Genomic DNA, 19118 nt, shown 5'->3' with positions numbered 1-19118 from the left:
CCATTGTTCTTCTCTCTTCTCAGCGTTTAAAAATTAATAATAATTAATGAATATTATACAAATCAATCCATTAAATTGCAAATTTTAAAATACAATAAAATTACATAGATTAATATCCGTTTCTTTCAAAACTTTTAAAGTAAAATATGATTTACTATAAATTAATTTAAAAAATGATTCTTAACATAATAGGTGATTTCATGAATAAGACATTTATTACTAAAATGCCAAATCATATCGGTGCTTTTTTAAAAGCAAGCAAATGTCTCTCTGATTTAGGTATAAATATTACTAGAGTGAGCTACAATAAATCTGTGGATTCCCATTTATTATTTATTGATGTTGAAGGCGATGAAGAAAGCCTTGAAAAGGCAACCCAAGATTTAATGTCAATAGGATACATACAGCAGGATTTAGATTATCGTGATGTAGTGCTGCTTGAATTTAAACTTGAAGACATTCCAGGAGCAGTTACTCCAATTTTAGAGTTAATAAGTGATTTTAACTTCAATATTACATATATCAGCTCCCAACAAACGGATAAAAAGCATCAGTTTTTCAAGATGGGACTGGTTGTTGAAGATAATGCTAACATTGACACATTCATTAAAAAGGCAAGTGAATCCTGCCAGATTAAAGTCATTAACTCAGATTACGCCAATAAGATTTATGACAACAGCTTTTTTTACAATAACTTCGTAAATCAGATATCTTCAACAATAGACATTACAGATGAATCAAAAAATGAATTGATAATCAACACAAATCTTGTGATGCAGATGCTTAATGAAAGAGGGGTTTTACCATTTCATACTTTTGACAGCATAAGTCGTTTTACAGAAATTATTGCAGCTTCAAAAGGGAAAAATTTCACCACAAGAACAACACATCATAAAATAACCGAAAATACCAAAATAACACTTATCGAACCACCTTGCGGAAGCAACATTGCCATTATAAAAAGCTGCGGCAAATACTTATTTATAGATACTGGATATGCATGTTATGAAGAGGAAATGCTGTCCATCATCAAAGACATTATCCCCGAGTTTGACAACATGAAAAAAGAAGTATTCATAACACATGCCGATGTTGACCACTGCGGACTCTTACCTCTTTTTGACATTGTCTATGCCAGTGCAAAAAGTGCACAGTCCTTACGATTGGAGCATAATCATGAAAACAATTTCCGCCAGGAAAATCCTCTTCACAAACCATACATCAATATTTGCAATATTTTAACTGCATATAAACCAGTTAATGCTCAAAAAATTCGAGTAGTTGGAGATGAACGAATAATATCAAAACCTATCGAACAAACCGGATATTTTGATTTTGGCGAATTGCATTTTAATCTTTATGAAGGGAAAGGAGGGCACCTTCCAGGAGAATCTGTTTTAATAGATTTTAAACATAAAATTGCATTTACAGGAGATATTTACATAAATATGAAAAATATGATACCTCAACAGGCAGAATACAATAAATATGCACCAATTTTAATGACCTCAGTTGATTTTGACCCTAATCTCTGTCGTGAAGAAAGAAACAGTTTATTTAACGAACTAAACCATGGAAAATGGGAAATATTTGGAGGACATGGTGGAAAAAAGACATATGGCTCCTCCTAAATAGAATCTTTCTAAATTAATTTAGTGCATCAATATAGCCAGTTCATTAATTTCTTTTACTATATCACCCCCCTTAACCCCACCAATATGCAAAGGTGAATCGGGATTATGCAACTATTGATTCCTTTTGACCAACTTCATATTGGCATTGGCATAACACTCTAAAATTATCTGCCACTTTATGAAATTTGTTCTGCAAATACGCTCGATGATTAAAAAGTGGAAGAATTAACAAATAAAGGATTTATTGAATTATTTCAAGCTGCTGATGAAGTCGTTTGATATTGGGAATGTGATTGTGTAATCCTCTTCGCAACCTTCCTTGATTAGTTCGAAATCCAAAGAGCCTGTTATGTATGAGATTATGTTCAAGTCCTTCCTGTTCGGATTGTCCAGGTCTCCATATTCGTTCCTTATCCTTAAAATGCCATTGTTCTTCTCTCTTCTCAGTGTGATTGAAACATTTGTATACTTCTTCTCCATGATGTCATAGCTCAGCACATTGAAGAGGAATTCATAAATCATAATTCCCAGATATGCCATTGTTCCAATATCCACCTTGAAGTCCTCGAGATCGAGCACGTACTTCAAATTGAGATAGCTGTGGCTGTAGAGATATGGAAGCAGCTCTTCAATATAATCCTTCAAGCTCATATTCAAGAGATTGAAGTTATTTTCCCTTGAGAATCCTATATGTCGATGTATTAACAATAGAACATTGATGATAAGTTGGATATCCTGAAGTATGTCTTTCTTTAAACAGCCCTTTTCCAATTTGCTGTCCATTATTTTAATGAATAAATCAAGCAAATCCATGATGAAGCTGTAAGAGTTTTCCTGCAGCTGTTCCTCGGAATCGCTCATGGCAATCAGCTTGGAATTTATATCCAGCACTTCATTCAATAATGCATCCATGTCTCTAAGGCTGTCCTTGAGCTCCTTTTCATAATAGAATCGGGAACTGTTGTCCTTTATGAAGCCCATATAATTTTTTAAGCTTCCGTTTTCATCGAACTGGCCTTCTATGATGAGACCTAGATACTTCTCCTTGTTCCTGCTGCTTTTGATTCTGAAATTCACATCGATTGGATTGTAGTTTTTTGAAAGGCTTTCAAGCTCGTCGAGGAGGTTCTGTCTGTCTGCATCTATAATGTATTCCATAATGTCAATATCATCGAGGCTGTGGAATCTGGAATCCAAATCGAGAATATTGTAGATGCCGCTGGAATAAGTTGTTTTCCTGGAGAGCATGTCTGTGAAGCTTTCATCATCATGCCCCTCGTCAAAGAGGAATGAATCCATGCGCTCCATCCTGTCGTTGATGAGGCTCTCCTCGTAAACTGAATTCTCATCCCTTTTTGAATCGCTTTTAAATAAGACTGCAAGGCTGTTCTTGTTTTGAACCAGTGAAAGGGTGTCTCTGAGATATTGTGATTCCTTTTTATATTTTATCTCTTCCTTTATGTTTTTAAAGAAGATCTTTATTGCAGGACTTGAATCATATATTGATGGAGAGGCGTATGCCCTTAGAACATGCTTTTCATCATGATAATGGTTAATGGAATTGTCTGTTTCCTTCTTCAGACTATTGGAATCCTTTGATTGTCCCTTGGAAGCATTCAAACTTCTGAAATCGTCTATTGAAAATTTTGTCTTAATTATCTATAAAAATAGGTTAACGTTATAAATTAAAAATAAAACCTTAATTAATTTTTTATGTGGAAAGTTTTAAGCAAAAAAAGAAGAAATAATAAAAAAATAAAGTATTTTATTTGAACTTGGCAGTAGCAGCTATCTCCTTTAATTCATCAAGGTCATTGCCTCTTACAATAACCATCTCATCTCCTGATGTAAACAGGAATCCTTCGGAGACCTTGCAAACTGCATAGTCATAGTCATTTTTTGAAGGCAACTCGTATATATACAATCCATTCTCTTCTTTTATCTTGCTGGAGCCGTTGAAGAGCTTGTCCATTGCATCTTCATAGTCTGTGTAGTTGTCTTCGGAGAATATGACGTATTCTATGCACAAGTCAATGCTTTCATCCTCCCACATTGTGTGGGTCTTTTTAGGATCGCTGGCAACTTCGTTTATGGAATCTGAAAGGCTGCTTCCTGATGATATGTGAAATACTGTTCCAGCAGGTATGACTGTTTGTTTTGTGAAATCTGCATTGGCAGGAACTTCTAGTGTGAAATTGCCGAAGTCCTCTTCTTCAAGAGTTGCGGCACTTACAGCTAGCATTCCAAACATTATTGTTATTATAGCTATAGCGAATATCTTTTTATTCATTTGTTTTCCTCCCTTTTAATACAATCGATTAAAAGATATTATTATTTTTATTGTATTGTATATTTAAACATTGTTAAATATGATTAGTTAAATAATTTAACTTAAAAATAGTGAATTGTTTTTAAATCATGCTTATGAATTCAAACTTGAACCACTTAAGTAAGCATTCGAAATATTACGGTTATTATGCTCTGGATGTATCTTTTTATTAATTTGCTTGCCCAGAAAATCGTATTTTCTTATATAATTTTTAAGTTACTGCAAAACTCTTTTAGATTTTTTCATCATTAAAATAAGTAAAATTATGGGAGAAAATTATGTATAGTTTTATATGGTAAATTAAAACAAATCATATGCAAAGGTTTAAATATGGTCTATGTATAAATATTTAATTGTAAGATGTAGGAGGTAAAAACTTCAATTGAGGTTCAGCCCCTCTAAGCTTTGTCTCCACGGGAGGCGACATTATTTCGGCATTGGGGTTCTTCAATCTTCAAATACTTTTTTTATAGTTTTATTTGTGATTAATTTTATAAATTCATCATTTTCATGTTCAATGCTTTGATATGCTGACCATGATAACAGATCAGCTATTTGAAGTCCTTTTTCTCTTTTTGAATCTTCGTGCTTTATAGTTACCGGATGGTTTTTGGGATTATTTAAATTGTTTAAAAATAAGTCATTGAACTCTCGCTGATCCTTTTCTTTATTTTTTGATTTATCTATTATTATGGATGTCTTGTTTGTGATAGGTAGTTTTGGAGCAAGCTTTGAAGCTATTATATTGTATAATAAGTTGTTATTATGATGATAATTAATTTTATATTTGTGTTTCTTTTCAAAAACAATTATAACTAACTGATAATCTATTTTATTTAACTCCTTTAGAATTTTTTTCTTAATGTTGCGTCTGGTTTTTGTTCCTTTTATTTCAGTAGAATTGCCTAATTTCCGTTTATAGTTTCTTCTGGCTTTTTTTATTATTCTATCTAGCTTGTCTTTGTCATCTGTTATTATGGCTCCCATGATTAAATAATTAGAATCATTCCCTAAATCTCCTGATTCATCAATGTATATATAATTCATTATTGCACACCATATCAATCTCTTATAATGCCCTTGTAAAATGTATTTATTTTATTGCATTTGCATATATTTTTTTATTGCATTTTTTCTTTTTTTTTAAAAAATAATCTATATATAATCTTATATAAAGATTTTCTAAATTTTAAAGTCAATATTATCATTAAATTGTAAAATTAGGTTGATATAGTAAAAAATAAGCAAAATTATCGGAGAAAATTATGTATAGTTTTATATAGTAAACAATGATTGGCCATATTTTTCAGATACCCTTTTAATTTAAACTTTTGTTGGGTCTTTTTTTTGCGAGGGCTATAAAAGAAATTTTGGATTCGATTTGGTTTGATGTGTGTATTTAATTAGGTGTTTACTATTTGTAATGATTAGTTTAAATTTTTTTTAAGTGTTTTATGGATTTTAAAGTATGGTGAATTATTTTTTAAAAATAGTGAATGGTTTTTAATTATTTTTTTTTTAAAAAATGTATTTTTTAAATACATCAGACAATCCAGTGTCTTGATATATCATTTCATTTACATGTTGAATTTGTGATTGTTCCGCATTTGTAAAAGCATAATTGACCTTCTCTTCTTGTCTTGAACCTTCTTCAATGAAAGCATAATAATCCAGAAAACCAGGATCAATCACATAGATGTCATAGGGATAGTTTTCAAATCCATTACTCCTATTTAAATCTTCTAAGGGGCTTGATATTAGAATAAATGCTTTTTCTTCGATTTTAGACCTCAGTAGATTAATATTTTCCAAAGGCAGTTTGATGTCTTCCTTATCATATAAATGTCCTTTGCGGCTTAATTTATTTCTCATTTTGATGCATTCGGATACTTTGAAATGCTTGTCGAACTTTACATTGACAAGGAGTCCGTCAGACTTTTTTAAATATTTCATGTCATGCTTTTTGCAATATTCCAACAAATTTCCACTTTCCGGACTAGCCAGTAGTTTTTCCGGAAAATCCAATTCGATTAATTCCTTTGAATATTTGTCTTGTGATATTGTATCTGTCATGAAAATCGCCTTTCAAGTAAATATCTCTTTTATCAATAAAAAAATTTTATTAAAAAATCTCATTTATTTTATCATGTATTTACTTCCAGTTTACAGGGGTTATGGAGAAAAAATTTTTTTTAATATCTCTTGTATTTACTTCCAGTTTATAGGGTTATAGACAAAAATTTTTCCGATGATTGTTATGAATTTTTTAATTAAACCCCCAACTAGCTCTTCAATTCAGCCAAATTATCCTTCAACAGCTTATAAATGCTTTCAGCACCTATTATATCATCATCACTGACATTCCAGCTTGAAGGATATAATATGAATGGCTTGGATTGGTCTCCGCCTGCTCCTCCATGGCTTCCAACCAATTCCTCAAATGCGCATACCTCATCGGCCTCCTCATCATAAAAGCTGTTGACCAGAATATCAGGAGTATGCTCAAATGAGCTTGTCCTTTTCAAATGTCTGACGATATTGTCTCCAAATCCGAGAAGAGGGTTTTCCCCATCAATTTTGTCGTTGTCAAGATAGTATGTTCCATTCTTTCCAATTGCCAGGTCCCCATGTTCTCTGGAACGCACTAGAATGAAACCGACATATTCATTGTTTATAATGCCAGGTATCAGTTCAGGGAAATAGCTGTTGATTTCCTCATATGTCAGTCTCTGGCTCCATTGTGTCAGGTAAATCATTGCAAGGTTTCCTGAAGCCAATACGATGACTTCAGAGTCACTTAATTCCTGTGCTTCCTTATTCTCTTCGGCTATTTTCTTCTCCTTTCTTGCAAATGGGGTGTAGTCCTTTACAAAATGGTCGTCATTGGAATTCATTTTTGCAAAGACAGACATGTCTTCAGGAAGCAGGGACTTGACAAAGTCTTCAAAGCTTTCTCCATATCTCTGGGTAAATGTGGCTCCGTTTGTCTGGCCGTGGTCTGATTGAATCACGAACTGGTAGTCCCTTGGGGAATACTTGTTGGCATCAATCAGGTGTTTGATCTGCCTGTCCATCTGCCTTAAGGCAATCCATGCATCACTGTCCCTGACTCCGGAGTGGTGGGCTATCTCGTCATAGCCAAGATATGTTGAGTATGCAACATCAACATCCCCTATCATCATGTCTCCGATTAGTGTTGAAGTGTTGATTTCCCTCATGAAGACGTTTGTGGCGGCTCTTGTTGGAATGTAGATTATTCCCCGTTTTATTCTAGGGGTGACATTCCTTAGGGAATGGGTGATTTGAGACCAGACCTCGCGTGCCATATCTGCGAGAAACAGGGAGATGATACGTGCGAAATTGCTTGGATTGGAAAATACTGAGTACCATGCCTTGTTGTAGAGTTTCTTGAAATCCATTATCTTGCTGAAAGTAAATATCACATTGTCGGTATCGCCTGAGAATAGATTGGATCTGCTTGCTCCATTATCCACAAGCAATCCATCTCCATTTGAAATCCTCTCTTCCAGTTCAGGCACTTTGGTGATTCCGGAACATTGCATCATCTGATTGCCGTTGCCCTTTTCTATCCATCTGAATGCAACGATGCCTTCATTGTTTCCATGAAGGATTCCCGCCTGGCTTGCACCGGTTTGTGAAGACAAGTCGGTTTCCCACATTCTAAGATTGTACTCATTGCTCTCAATCATTTCCTTGACTGTTGGCATCTCTCCCCTTTCGACAGCTTCCCGTAGCACTTCATATGCAAGCCCGTCGATTTCAACGATTATCACTCCAGGATAATCCTTGACTTCATCTTTTCTATTCTTTTTGGCATCATTAAAAACAGAACGGTAATATGAGCTGTCATCATCAATTGTTATCAATGAGGAAAGCAAGGTTGTCACAGCAGCCATTCCTAGCGGGGCAAGGATTGTTGCAAGGCCGTGGATTTCTATGGAAAACAATGGTGCAAGCATCTCAAGGAGAATTCCGTTCAATATCAATGTTCCGAATCCGAAAGTCAGGACCAGGAATGGCATTGCTATTCTTGTCAGCACAGGCCATAGGATTGCATTTACCAAACCTATGAATAAGACTAGAAGGAATATGTCATCAAATGAGCTGATCTTGACTCCTAATCCTAAAAAGCTTATCAGGTAGATTCCTATGATATTTCCAATAAATACTATTAAACTTCTCTTGAAACTTCTTTTCGGGGTTTGCTTTTGCTTGATAATTTCCATGTTTCTCCACCAAGGCTTTATTTTACTTTTTTTGCAAGTTTTCAATTGAAAACAAACTATATAAGAATATATTGGTTTAGTAAAGTATTTAAAAATTAAGGAAATGATTAAAAAAAGAAGTTTTGATAAAAAAGTAGCTATATGCTCTAGATTAAAAATAATATTTTTTAATTCAGATTTTATTAAATTGATTGTAGCTATTTTTAAATTAACAGTTAATAAGGTTATGTTATTTTTATTTAATTAAAAAATAAAGTAAAAAAGATTAAGATTTTTAAGGTCACAATGCCCCCTCATTTATTTTCTCACAAAATATATTTATAAATAATCTTTATCTGATATTATGCCAAAATAATTTTCTACTATCTTATCTAATTGATTTTTGATATCTTTAAAGTTATCACAATACAAATCAAGTGTATTGACACTTATTTCATTTCCGCTCATTTTGTAACTAACATCTGGTTGTATCTTCTCTTTAGTTCCGGCATATAATAACATACCTGCTATTTCATGGTCTTGATTTGATAATTCTATCTCTTTATTCTTTACATAAGTGAAAATTTGATAAAGATGAGCAGACCTAACAGTATCACTAAACCTGCCACTTATTATTTTAGAATAAAACTTAGCATCAATGATTAATATTTTATTTTCATATTCCAAAGTCACGTCTGTTTGCATTTTAGGCAGCAAGTAATCTTCTTCATCATCTAATTGCCATTCTATTTTTGGAGAATGAGTTTTAATTTCGGGATGTTCTTTTATGTAGTAATTTAAAATAAATTTTTCATATAATGTACTCATTCTTGCATCATCAAAAAATTTCATTAGTTTATGTTCACCTTCAGTTTCTGATTGCATAAGGCCATTTATGATTAAATAACAAATGCCGATTAATAATCTATATGTTTGATTACTTCGATCATATCTTATTTTCCAATTTATTTCATTAATATCAACTACATCTACATCTCTAAAATAAAAAATAATGTTTTTTATCTTATGTTTTCTTAAATCAGTTATATCTGCTTTTAAAAGTATAGTGAGTGTGGTTTTAATGATTTTATTAAAGTAAGAATTAAAGGAAAATTCATCATAGCTACATTGGATTTTTTTGTTGATGATATTTTGGGGTTTGATAGATTCTGAGATGTTGATTTTGCCATGAACTGTGCTAATGGCTTCACTAACATCAATATAGTCCTTAAAAAGTCCTTGTTTAATTTGTTTGCTTAAGCCTAGAATAAGAATTTCACTGAATAGTTCGTAGATATTATCAAAATCTTCAGCAGATAATTTGGAATACTCTTTAAAATTAAGGCCAGTGAAATAATAACTCAGCATATAATAGATGTTTTTAACAGGTGGAGTCAAAAAATCACCAATCCGTTTATAATTAAGAATTATTTAAACAATTTTTCAGCTTTTCACTCCAATCATTTACTTTGTCTGGCTCGTCAAACCAGTACTCATTAAGAAGTGGAATAATTTCATAATTAATGATGTATTCTAAGTCCTCATCAATGCTTTCTCTATTTAAATCGCATAAATAGCTATGGCCTATTCTAAAACCCTTTCCAAGACTTTCATCCTTTTCTATTGAAATATTAAGGTTCTTCATACAATCTATTAATGCACTGAATTTTTTATTATTCATTTGAGCTGTGTACTCTTTAAATCCTTTTGAATCGAATCCTGGTTCAAGGTCAAAGAATGCAAATCTGCGTCTTAATGCATAATCAATCATAGCAATTGATCGGTCTGCTGTATTCATTAAACCAATTATATGAACATTTTCTGGAATACAAAATGGTTCTTTTGAATATAATAACTTGATTTTATAATTATCTCCTCTCTTGTCAGTTTCAATAAGCATAAATAATTCGCCGAAAATCTTACTAAGATTGCCTCTATTAATTTCATCTATAATGAAGAAATAGTCATTATTTTTGTCTTTGTCAGCTTTTTCACAGAACTCTTTAAAAGTTCCTGGTTGAAGTTCATAACCCTCTTCAATAGGCCGGTATCCTTCAATAAAGTCTTCATATGAATAACTTTGATGGAATTGTATCATCTCAATTCGTTCATCATCTTTTATGCCCATCATTGCATAGGCCAAACGTTTTGCTACGAATGTTTTACCTACTCCAGGAGCACCTTGTAAAATAAGATTTTTTTTATTAGCAAGAAGTTTTTTTAGAATTTTATAGTTTTCACTGCTTATAAAAACTTCATTTAAGAAATCTTCATTTGAATACTTTTCAAATTTAGACTCCTTAAAGTCCTCTAAAGTACCAGTAGGTTTTGAATCATCCTCTTCTTCTACTAGAAGTTCAAATTTGTAATTGTTTTTAATGAATTTGTATAGGTTTAAATATTCTTTTAAATCATTTCTTAATACATCTTCATCAGGAAAATCATTTTTATCATAATATTTAAATAATACACAACTTTTTTCATAGGATTTTGGCCTATATCCATTACTTTCAAGATCCATAACTAAATTAAAATCAGTATTCTTGATAAAAGGGAAATTTTCTTCTTTAATTAATTTCCTAACTTCATCGATAATATCTTCAATTTTTGTTTTGGAATTTTCAAACTGCTTAGAACCAAAACTTAAAGATAAATAAACTCCATTCATATTTTTTTTAAACAAATAAACCAAATAGTATCCATTTTCAGTAGATTGTGTTATGTCCTTGTCCATAATAGCAATAGTTGGGCAATCAGACCAGTTTCCCTTACCAACTGAACCTTTTACTTTGTAGTTGTCATCATTAACCATTTCGTCTAGATCATCTCTAAATGAATCATGTACAAATCTAAGTATTTCATTATCTTTACTAAAAGGTAGTCTCTTTTGTGCTTCATATTCATTTAATACTTTTTTAAAATCTTCTTTTAAGCTTGTAATGATAAAATCCCCCACATATCATGAAATAATTTTATTAAATCCTTATAAAACAATATAAAATGTTAAAATGAAAGTTTACTATTTATTATATATAGTTTACCAATATAAATATAAGTATTGTATAAATAATAAAAAGAATTATAAATATAACAAATAACAAAATATTATTAAAAAAATGGAGTTTTTGGATGATAAACGGAATTTCCTTATTTGCAAATGTTGGGATAGGAGAGACATACTTAAAAGAAAAAGGCATCAATATTTGTGTTTCTAATGAATTAATTGAAAAAAGATGTGACTTTTATTCTCATTTATACCCTGACTCAGAAATGGTCTGTGGTGATATAAGTGATAAAAATATTTTTAATAAATTAATAAACTTATATGAAGAAAACAACTGTGATTTTTTAATGTCAACCCCTCCATGTCAAGGAATGAGTGTTGCAGGTAAAATGAACAAAGATGATCCAAGAAATTCCTTAATTATATATACTATAGAATTTATTAAAAAAGTTAGACCTAGCAATATTATAATTGAAAATGTTCCTCAGATGTTAAAATTTTCAATATTAGTTGAAGATGAAGAAGTAAAAATTCTGGATTTCATTACTCGTGAATTAGAGCCTCTTGGTTACTTTATCAATTATGGGGTTTTGGATTGTGCAGATTATGGAACTGCACAAACTAGAAAAAGAGCTATCTTTCTAATATCAAATATTAAAAAGTGGGAATTTCCTGAAAAAATGCCAAAAACAACTGTAAGGGATGTTATTGGTGATTTACCTTCTCTTGAGAGTGAAGAAAAATCTGATATTCCATTGCATTATGCTAAAAAACATAATAAAAATCACATATTATGGATGAAACATACTCCTACAGGTAAAAGTGCATTTGATAATGAAGTTTACTATCCTAAAAAAGATGGTAGGAGAATTAAAGGTTATAACACAACCTATAAAAGAATCGATTGGGATAAGCCAGCTCCAACCATTACCATGTGCAATGGTGCAGTATCTTCACAGAATAATGTACATCCTGGAAGAAAATTGGAAGACGGAACTTATTCTGATGCGAGAGTTTTATCTCTATTGGAAATATTGAGATTAACTGGATTGCCTGATGATTGGAATATCCCTGACTGGGCTAGTGATAATTTAGTAAGACAAGTAGTTGGAGAAGGATTTCCACCAAAATTTTCAGCTAAATTAATTGAAACAATGCCTAGGAGGACTGATTAAATGGTTAGGGCAGATCAATATCGGTGGCAAGCACCAGGAAATGGCAGGCTTTTTGATTCAAGTTTAGAAGAGTGGGAAGACAATCTAATGTCACAAAGATGCATTGGTGTGTTAAATTATATTGATGAAAATCCTCTTGTTGAAAAAGACAAATTTGAAGAGGAAATAGCTGATTATTTAAACTTTCATTATGGCCATGACCCTAATGATTCAAACAAGGGACACTTTTACAGATCACTAGAGTTTGTAGGATTTATAAGGAATATTGATGGTTTGCTATCATTATCCATTGATGGAAAAAATTTCCTAAAAAATATGTTAAACAAAGATTATGATGAGGCATTAAAATCTTACATATTGCAACTACTTAAAACATCATATCCAAACCATGCTACAAAAGATAATGATTTATCTTTATTTCCTTTTAGAATAATGTTTAAATTAATGTCCGAACATTCTCAGCACAAAGGTTTGATTAATAAAAAAATGTTTTTCATAGACATACCTTTCATAAGGACCGAAGAAGACATGCCAACTATTTTGCACAAGTTAAAAAACAAAAATTATTTGGAATATCTGGATAATATATCAAAAAAAGATTTAAAATCAGTGTCAAAAAGATATTATGAAAAATGGTATATATGGGTAGTAGCATCACTCCGGGAAATGAATATACTAAAAGAAATAGGTAACCGCAGTAATAGTTACATTACATTAGATGAATCAGTAAAAGATTTTATAGAAGATATTGTAGATAAAATGGAATATGAAGACATGTTCTTTATAAGTGATAAACAATATGAAGATGTTAAAAATAAGATAAGATGTAAACCAAGAAATCCAAATGTTATTAGTAATGTTTTAGAAAAAAATAATTATTCTTGCTTTTTCAATGAAGAACATAAAACATTTCCAAGTGTTAATAGACCTAACTATGTAGAAGGACATCATATAATTCCGGTATCACTAAATGATAGTTTTAAAGAGGAGTTAGATTGTGAAGAAAATGTAATTTCACTATGTCCTAATTGTCACAAAGCTATGCATTATTCAAAAAATGAATATAAAGAAGATTTGCTTTTATATATTCTCGAAAATAATGAGGAATTTAAAAAATTTAATTTAAGCCCTGAGGATTTAAAAGAGATTTACTTTAATAAAACTGTTTTTAATCAAGTTAGGAGCTACTAAATTTGGGCTTACCTTCTTTTTTAAATAATATTTGTAGTATCAATATTCTGATAAAGTTTTTTCAATAATAGATCTAACTTCATTTAAATTATGAAAATCATCATTATTTAATAATATAGCATATGCCGGTTTGCTGAACGGCCTGTGGTATTGAATATATTGTGCTTTTCTTTGTGAGCTATTAAGCAAAATAAATAATTCATTTTTATAGTCTATTCCAAATAATAAACTTTTTTCTCTTTTTAATTTAAGATATTTATTATCCCTTAAAGGAACCCATTTGGTTTTTTTCCAATATCCTGTAAAATCATTCACCGATTCTATCAGGACTTCTTTTTCATCAACCAAAACTTTCAAGTCTGAATCTGTTGTTGGATTCAATAAGAATTTTCTATTTTTATCTGCTCCATTTAAAGATGTTTTATATCCCAGTTCATTCAGTATCTCAACTAAACAATCTTCTAAAACCCATCCAAGCATTAAATCACATGCATATTCCATAGAAGAACGTTTATCTCTTCGATGATGAGCATAACCCAATACAGAATCCAGATATTCTTCCTCTTCAATCATTATGCAATCATCAAAAATGTCCATGCATAAAGAAACATCTTCCTCCCAATTTTTAGTATTTAAAAAATCTTCAAGCACCATATCTAAATTAGCAAAAACAAACTCTTTTGTAAGTTTTACCTTAGATTTGTATTTTTCATTTTGAAAAGAGTGCCGTCTTTTATTAACTGTAATTTTATAATGTGAAACAGGTGTATTCGGTTTCTTTTTTGGCTTGTAATTCATGGAAAATCTGCACTTTGGATAATTTGAACAACTTAAAAAAGGGCCGAATCGACCTTCTTTTTTCAGTAATTTGGAACCGCAATTGGGACATTTTTCAATGCTGCTGAAATCTAATCCTATGTTTTCAGGCTTGTAATCAAGGGAAAACTTACATTTTGGAAATCTTTCACAACCTAAAAATGAGCCGAATCTGCCTTCTTTTTTCAGTAATTTGGAACCGCAGTTAGGACAGTATCCATAATCAACCATATTTTTAACCCCTTTGAATCTAGTTTCTTTTTAAAAAAATTAAACAATTTTATAAATTCCATTTTGTATATTTTCATAAATTAAGTATTCGCTGTCGTTTAAACTGGAAAGATCTAAGTATTCATCAGTTAAAATAGATTTAATCATCTTTTTCAATTTCCTTCCTATTAAACGATGTGAATTTCTTACTAATGCAATTTGTCTAAAAATTATTCTGTAATTTTCTATGATGAAATCATTATCAATAAGTTTGCCTATGATGTATAAATCTTCACTAGATTGGGGACCGATTAACTCGCCCTTACACCATTGCATGACAGTTTGATATGTTTTATCCCCGCCTTCTTCACGATACAATTCAAAAACCTCTGAATATTTGAGGTTATTCATTTCAACAAAATTTAAAAATTCTAATTTCCAATATTCAACTAAATCAGATTTTATTTTAGATTTCAAATCAGAAGCATCTATTACTAAGCTTAATAAGGATTTTTTTTCATCATTGTCAATAATGACGATATAATCCCCGCTTTTCAATTCAGACGGTTTTAGTTCTTTTGCATCATCAATATGGTAGATGTTGTCGAATGTTAAATATGACTTATTTACAGGTAATTTTTTTTCTACAAAATTATTATTTGAAATATTCTGTAAATTAAATGAAATAGTGTCATAATGTTTATAATCTATTTCATTGGAAATATCCGAACTTAAATTGGATTTACTTTCAGTCCAATCATTCATATAATTGTCGAAATTAATATCTATATTGAAAATATTTTCACTTTCTTCAAATTCTGATTCCATAGGCTCTGTTTCTTCTATGGTTTTTTCTTCTTCAAATTCTATTTCATTAAATCTTTTATAAAAATTATCCAATATCTCACGAGCCACTTCAGAATCAAAAGGCTCTAATGCTTCATTGAAATAATCCATATACTCTTTTTCTTCAATAATATTCCCAAATACAAGCCGATTCAATTGTTCCACCAGATATTTATGATTTCTACCTTCGTAGGATAAGATAATTATTTCGTCATATGGTTTAAATATTTCTGAAGTGAACATTTCTGGAATAATGCCCGGCAAAACTAGTGTTTTTCCAACTTTTTCAGAATCGGGTTTTTGAATAAGCATTTCCATAGAAATTGGAACTACTGAATCCGCATTAGAAAACTCTCCCTTTTCCAAAGTTTGCTTTAAAACAGTAGGTTCAGTATCAATATAAGTGCCGACAAACACTTCTTTTTTCTGTTTAATCAAATCCTCCAATAGTTCGTATAAAACATAGTCTTTGGCTTTTCTTGAATAAGATAAATCTTCATTAACACGTTTGCAGCTAGACAATTCAAAATACATGCTGCTCAATGAATCTAAAAAGTCATAAATCAAAAATCTATTCTTGTGATTTTCCATATACAATTTACTCTTGAAATCTTGGATAAAATGATATATGTTTCCTCTAATCCAATGATTATTAAATTTAAATGAAATTTTTAAATAGTTTGGATTAATTGTTAAATTATATAAATTAAACAGTAGTTCTCTGGCTTTGTGAAGAGAATTTTGATTATAAACAGTATCCATGTCTATTTTTTTAAATGAAGAGTAGGCATTAGAGAAAAACATATCAATTGAACCGGAATTGATTATATCATCATAAATAGTAACATTTATGTTTTCTTTAATAAAAATATCTGAATCTAAATTATAGCGACTCAAATGTTCTAAATTAACAGTTCCTCTATTTTCAAAGTAATGTCTGGAGTTTTCATTTAAATAATCGTTATTTGTTAAAATGAATTTATTAAACGGTAATACAGCGAAATTCAATTCTTTTATTAGTATTTTCACATATTCTATAGGAGGATTATTAAAATGTATTAATAGCTTAACATCTTTATCTAATTCTTTAAACCAAGTTATGAAATTTTCCAATCGACCAAATGATCGAAAGAATCTATCTCCGTCTTCAATAATGATTAAACCAATAGGAAACTTCTCAGGATTAATATATTTATCATTAGTTTCAAGAATGATTTTTAATTTGTTTTTGATGCTATGCAAAGAGCTGTCGGTATCTATAATAATTTTTGGAAAGAAATTCTGATTTAAAACTCTTTTTTCAGTATATTCTTTTTTAAATTTCCGACTAGCACGGGGAAGATATTTTTCTAAAGACAATTTATATTTTATTGGATTTTCTTGATAATTATCCTCATTTTCATTAAGTCTTTTTAAATAAAAAATTGGCAATCTGTGGAAAATAAACTCGCCATAATCACTTAACAAATAGTGGTTCTTATTAAGTGAAATTTTAGATCTGCTATTTAAGGAATCTCCCTTTTCATTAGCTAAAACATATATGCTTTGTTTAAATTTTTCAGAAAATATATATGCAAATAATGAAATGGGGCCCAGTTTAAAATCAGGAAAATTAATAATTAAATTTTTCTCTGATATTGTGTTTGCAAAAACATCTAAAGAAAAGTTTGTTAAGGGACTTAAGTTTTTAGGAAACTCTAATGTCTTGTCATTATTTCTCTCTGGAAAATAACATCCCATTCTGCTGTTAATAACCTTATTCCATTTTTTAAGAACCATAAAACCCCTCATTAAAGGTCATTCCAAAAACCAAAATTATATCTATGTTCTCCTATGAACACATCCCTGTCAAGATGGTCATTAAATTCAGAACACACATACTCAGGTAAATGCAAACATGAGAAACAGGCTCCTGCGTCTTGAATACATGTTGGATCGAAAATACAATCTGTGATATCTAGTTTTACATTGTTAAACCACTCTTTCAATGAATTTTCAAATACAAACTTGAATCCTCCAATATTGATGTTGCTTGTAGAATAAATAACAAAGGCCCCAGATTTAGGGAAAATTATTTCGCCACAAGAATTCACATCCAAACCAGTGTATAAACTTGATCTAGTTATTAAAATATGGGAAAAAGTATGTAATAGTTTTTTCACTTCGTAATATGATGAATTCTCTTTATTTTCATCTAATTTAAATAATATTTCCTTAGCTTCATTATATGTGCTGATTTCTTCAGTAATCTTTTTATCATCAATAATTAATTTATCATTTCTTATTAACCAATTAACAATCTTGATTTTATCCAAATCAATCATCAAACCTTCTGTTTGGAAAGGATATGCATAGATTTTAATCTTATTTTCTGCCATATTTTTCCAATGAGGCTCAAAATGAGGAACAAATGAATCATCGTAAAATTTATTAATTCCTCTTATTTTTCCTATAGATGATGAAATTAAATGAATATCTGGAATATAGATTATATTGGAAATATTATAATCATTTTTAAATGATTCATAATCATCATTATCTTCAAAAGAGTTTAAATCCATATCTTCTGATTCTGTTTCAGATTTGAAATATTCGTTGTAGCTAGGAATAAATAAATCTTTATCTTTACTTTTATCGAAAAAGCTTGTTAAAATCAAATAATCATTTATTTCTGATATTTCTTTGATTGAATATTCTCTTTCTAATGTTTCAACTATTTCATTTATTTTCTGCCCTCTTTCAAACTGTTTTGTATATCCATCGTCTTCAATATCTTCTTCATCTTCATCTAGATAACTGAAATAAATATTCAAATCTCTACTTACTTTTCTGAAGGATACATTCTTATATAATTCATCAAATTTTTGTAAATAAAGGCCAAATAAAATATAATCTGGGTTAGGTTCAGTTCCTGGACGGTAATTACCAAAACCCTCAGGAATATCAACAATTGTTTTTACTACAGATTTAAATACGGAGCCTTCATTCATATTTAAAGGAAACATGGTTTTGAAAGGTTTGCTTTTTTTGATTAAAGAATCTCCATTGAAGTCGTTATGATAACATGTTGGAACGAAATCTCTTTCTTTCCCGCATATTCTGCATTTTAATTGCCAAGTTTTCAAATCATCCTTGTCTCTACGTTTAAGCTCAATATCTTCTAAATGATGTTCTTTACATCCTTGAGAACATGGTTGAATGTTTCCACATTCTTCACAGAATCCTACAAAATGAAATTGAGTATATTGGCCGTCTGAACATTTTCGACATTTTTTTGGATTAAAATTCTCGAATTCAGCATCATTTTTAAAATAAACATAATCTCCACATTTTTCACAATAAAAAGTTCTTGGATAAGTTACATATTTTCCAGAACTAGATTCTGAATCATCGAATTTTAATTGTAATTTAACAATCTCTATCATGTCATCATAAGGAACATGGGGAAGTTCTTTTAATGTAAGATTATGGTTATCTATGCGTTTATTATACATATCCCGAATATAATTATACAAATTTGTTATTAATCTTTTTTCATTGTTAATTTTTAAATTTATTTCATTCTCATCATTAAATAAAACCACTACTCTGTTTGATAATCCGTCTCTCATAAAAGTAGACCATGGAGTTAGATTAAAAAGTGCACTGTAAGCAGAAAACTTTTTTTTCATATTGTAATCATCCATA

General features: G+C 30.3%; 13 protein-coding genes. 3 read left to right on the top strand and 10 right to left on the bottom strand.

Going from position 1 to position 19118, the window contains the following annotated elements; translation table 11 throughout:
- Positions 1–200 precede the first annotated feature (200 nt).
- Positions 201–1631 (top strand): MBL fold metallo-hydrolase, encoded by a 1431-nt coding sequence (locus tag Q4Q16_RS06885; protein ID WP_303346984.1) that lies wholly within the window; start codon positions 201–203, stop codon positions 1629–1631.
- Between the two features lie 252 nt (positions 1632–1883).
- Here Q4Q16_RS06885 and Q4Q16_RS06880 read toward each other — a convergent pair whose 3' ends face one another.
- From Q4Q16_RS06880 to Q4Q16_RS06850, 7 genes are all read right to left on the bottom strand, one after another.
- A complete protein-coding gene (locus Q4Q16_RS06880; protein ID WP_303346983.1) occupies positions 1884–3254 on the bottom strand; it encodes a hypothetical protein in 1371 nt (456 codons plus the stop codon).
- 145 nt (positions 3255–3399) lie between these two features.
- Positions 3400–3924 (bottom strand): hypothetical protein, encoded by a 525-nt coding sequence (locus Q4Q16_RS06875; RefSeq protein WP_303346982.1) that lies wholly within the window; start codon positions 3922–3924, stop codon positions 3400–3402.
- 486 nt (positions 3925–4410) lie between these two features.
- Complete coding sequence (locus Q4Q16_RS06870) at positions 4411–5010, bottom strand: DUF3800 domain-containing protein (RefSeq protein WP_303346981.1); 600 nt, start codon at positions 5008–5010, stop codon at positions 4411–4413.
- Positions 5011–5481: 471 nt separating this feature from the next.
- Positions 5482–6036 carry a hypothetical protein gene (locus Q4Q16_RS06865; protein WP_303346980.1) on the bottom strand — a complete coding sequence of 185 codons (555 nt, stop codon included), beginning with the start codon at positions 6034–6036 and terminating at the stop codon, positions 5482–5484.
- A 209-nt stretch (positions 6037–6245) separates the two neighbouring features.
- Positions 6246–8210, bottom strand: coding sequence for a phage holin family protein (locus Q4Q16_RS06860; RefSeq protein ID WP_303346979.1), 1965 nt, complete (start codon positions 8208–8210; stop codon positions 6246–6248).
- A 318-nt stretch (positions 8211–8528) separates the two neighbouring features.
- Complete coding sequence (mcrC, locus tag Q4Q16_RS06855) at positions 8529–9587, bottom strand: 5-methylcytosine-specific restriction endonuclease system specificity protein McrC (RefSeq protein ID WP_303346978.1); 1059 nt, start codon at positions 9585–9587, stop codon at positions 8529–8531.
- A 22-nt stretch (positions 9588–9609) separates the two neighbouring features.
- The gene (locus tag Q4Q16_RS06850; protein ID WP_303346977.1) at positions 9610–11145 is read right to left on the bottom strand and encodes a DUF3578 domain-containing protein; all 1536 of its coding nucleotides are present in this window, start codon (positions 11143–11145) and stop codon (positions 9610–9612) included.
- Positions 11146–11318: 173 nt separating this feature from the next.
- Between Q4Q16_RS06850 and Q4Q16_RS06845 the strand changes: the two genes are divergently transcribed.
- Together Q4Q16_RS06845 and Q4Q16_RS06840 are read left to right on the top strand one after the other, a co-directional pair.
- A complete protein-coding gene (locus tag Q4Q16_RS06845; RefSeq protein WP_303346976.1) occupies positions 11319–12368 on the top strand; it encodes a DNA cytosine methyltransferase in 1050 nt (349 codons plus the stop codon).
- Entirely contained in the window at positions 12369–13559 is a 1191-nt protein-coding gene (locus Q4Q16_RS06840; RefSeq protein ID WP_303346975.1) for an HNH endonuclease signature motif containing protein, read from the top strand.
- A 39-nt stretch (positions 13560–13598) separates the two neighbouring features.
- On the opposite strand, the gene Q4Q16_RS06835 is transcribed toward Q4Q16_RS06840, so the two are convergent.
- The 3 genes from Q4Q16_RS06835 to Q4Q16_RS06825 are packed head-to-tail and all read right to left on the bottom strand — an operon-like array spanning position 13599 to position 19117.
- Positions 13599–14606, bottom strand: a complete 1008-nt coding sequence (locus Q4Q16_RS06835) for a topoisomerase DNA-binding C4 zinc finger domain-containing protein (RefSeq protein ID WP_303346974.1) — start codon at positions 14604–14606, stop codon at positions 13599–13601.
- Between the two features lie 39 nt (positions 14607–14645).
- Positions 14646–17210: a hypothetical protein gene (locus Q4Q16_RS06830; RefSeq protein ID WP_303346973.1), complete on the bottom strand. Its 2565-nt coding sequence runs from the start codon at positions 17208–17210 to the stop codon at positions 14646–14648.
- A gap of 11 nt (positions 17211–17221) precedes the next feature.
- Entirely contained in the window at positions 17222–19117 is a 1896-nt protein-coding gene (locus Q4Q16_RS06825) for a hypothetical protein (protein WP_303346972.1), read from the bottom strand.
- Position 19118: the final 1 nt, after the last annotated feature.

Origin of the sequence: Methanobrevibacter sp. (genome assembly GCF_030539875.1) — an archaeon.
In the GTDB taxonomy this organism is placed as follows: Archaea; Methanobacteriota; Methanobacteria; order Methanobacteriales; family Methanobacteriaceae; genus Methanocatella.
Note: the sequence above shows the minus strand (reverse complement) of the source record. Positions and strands in the feature narration are given on the sequence as shown.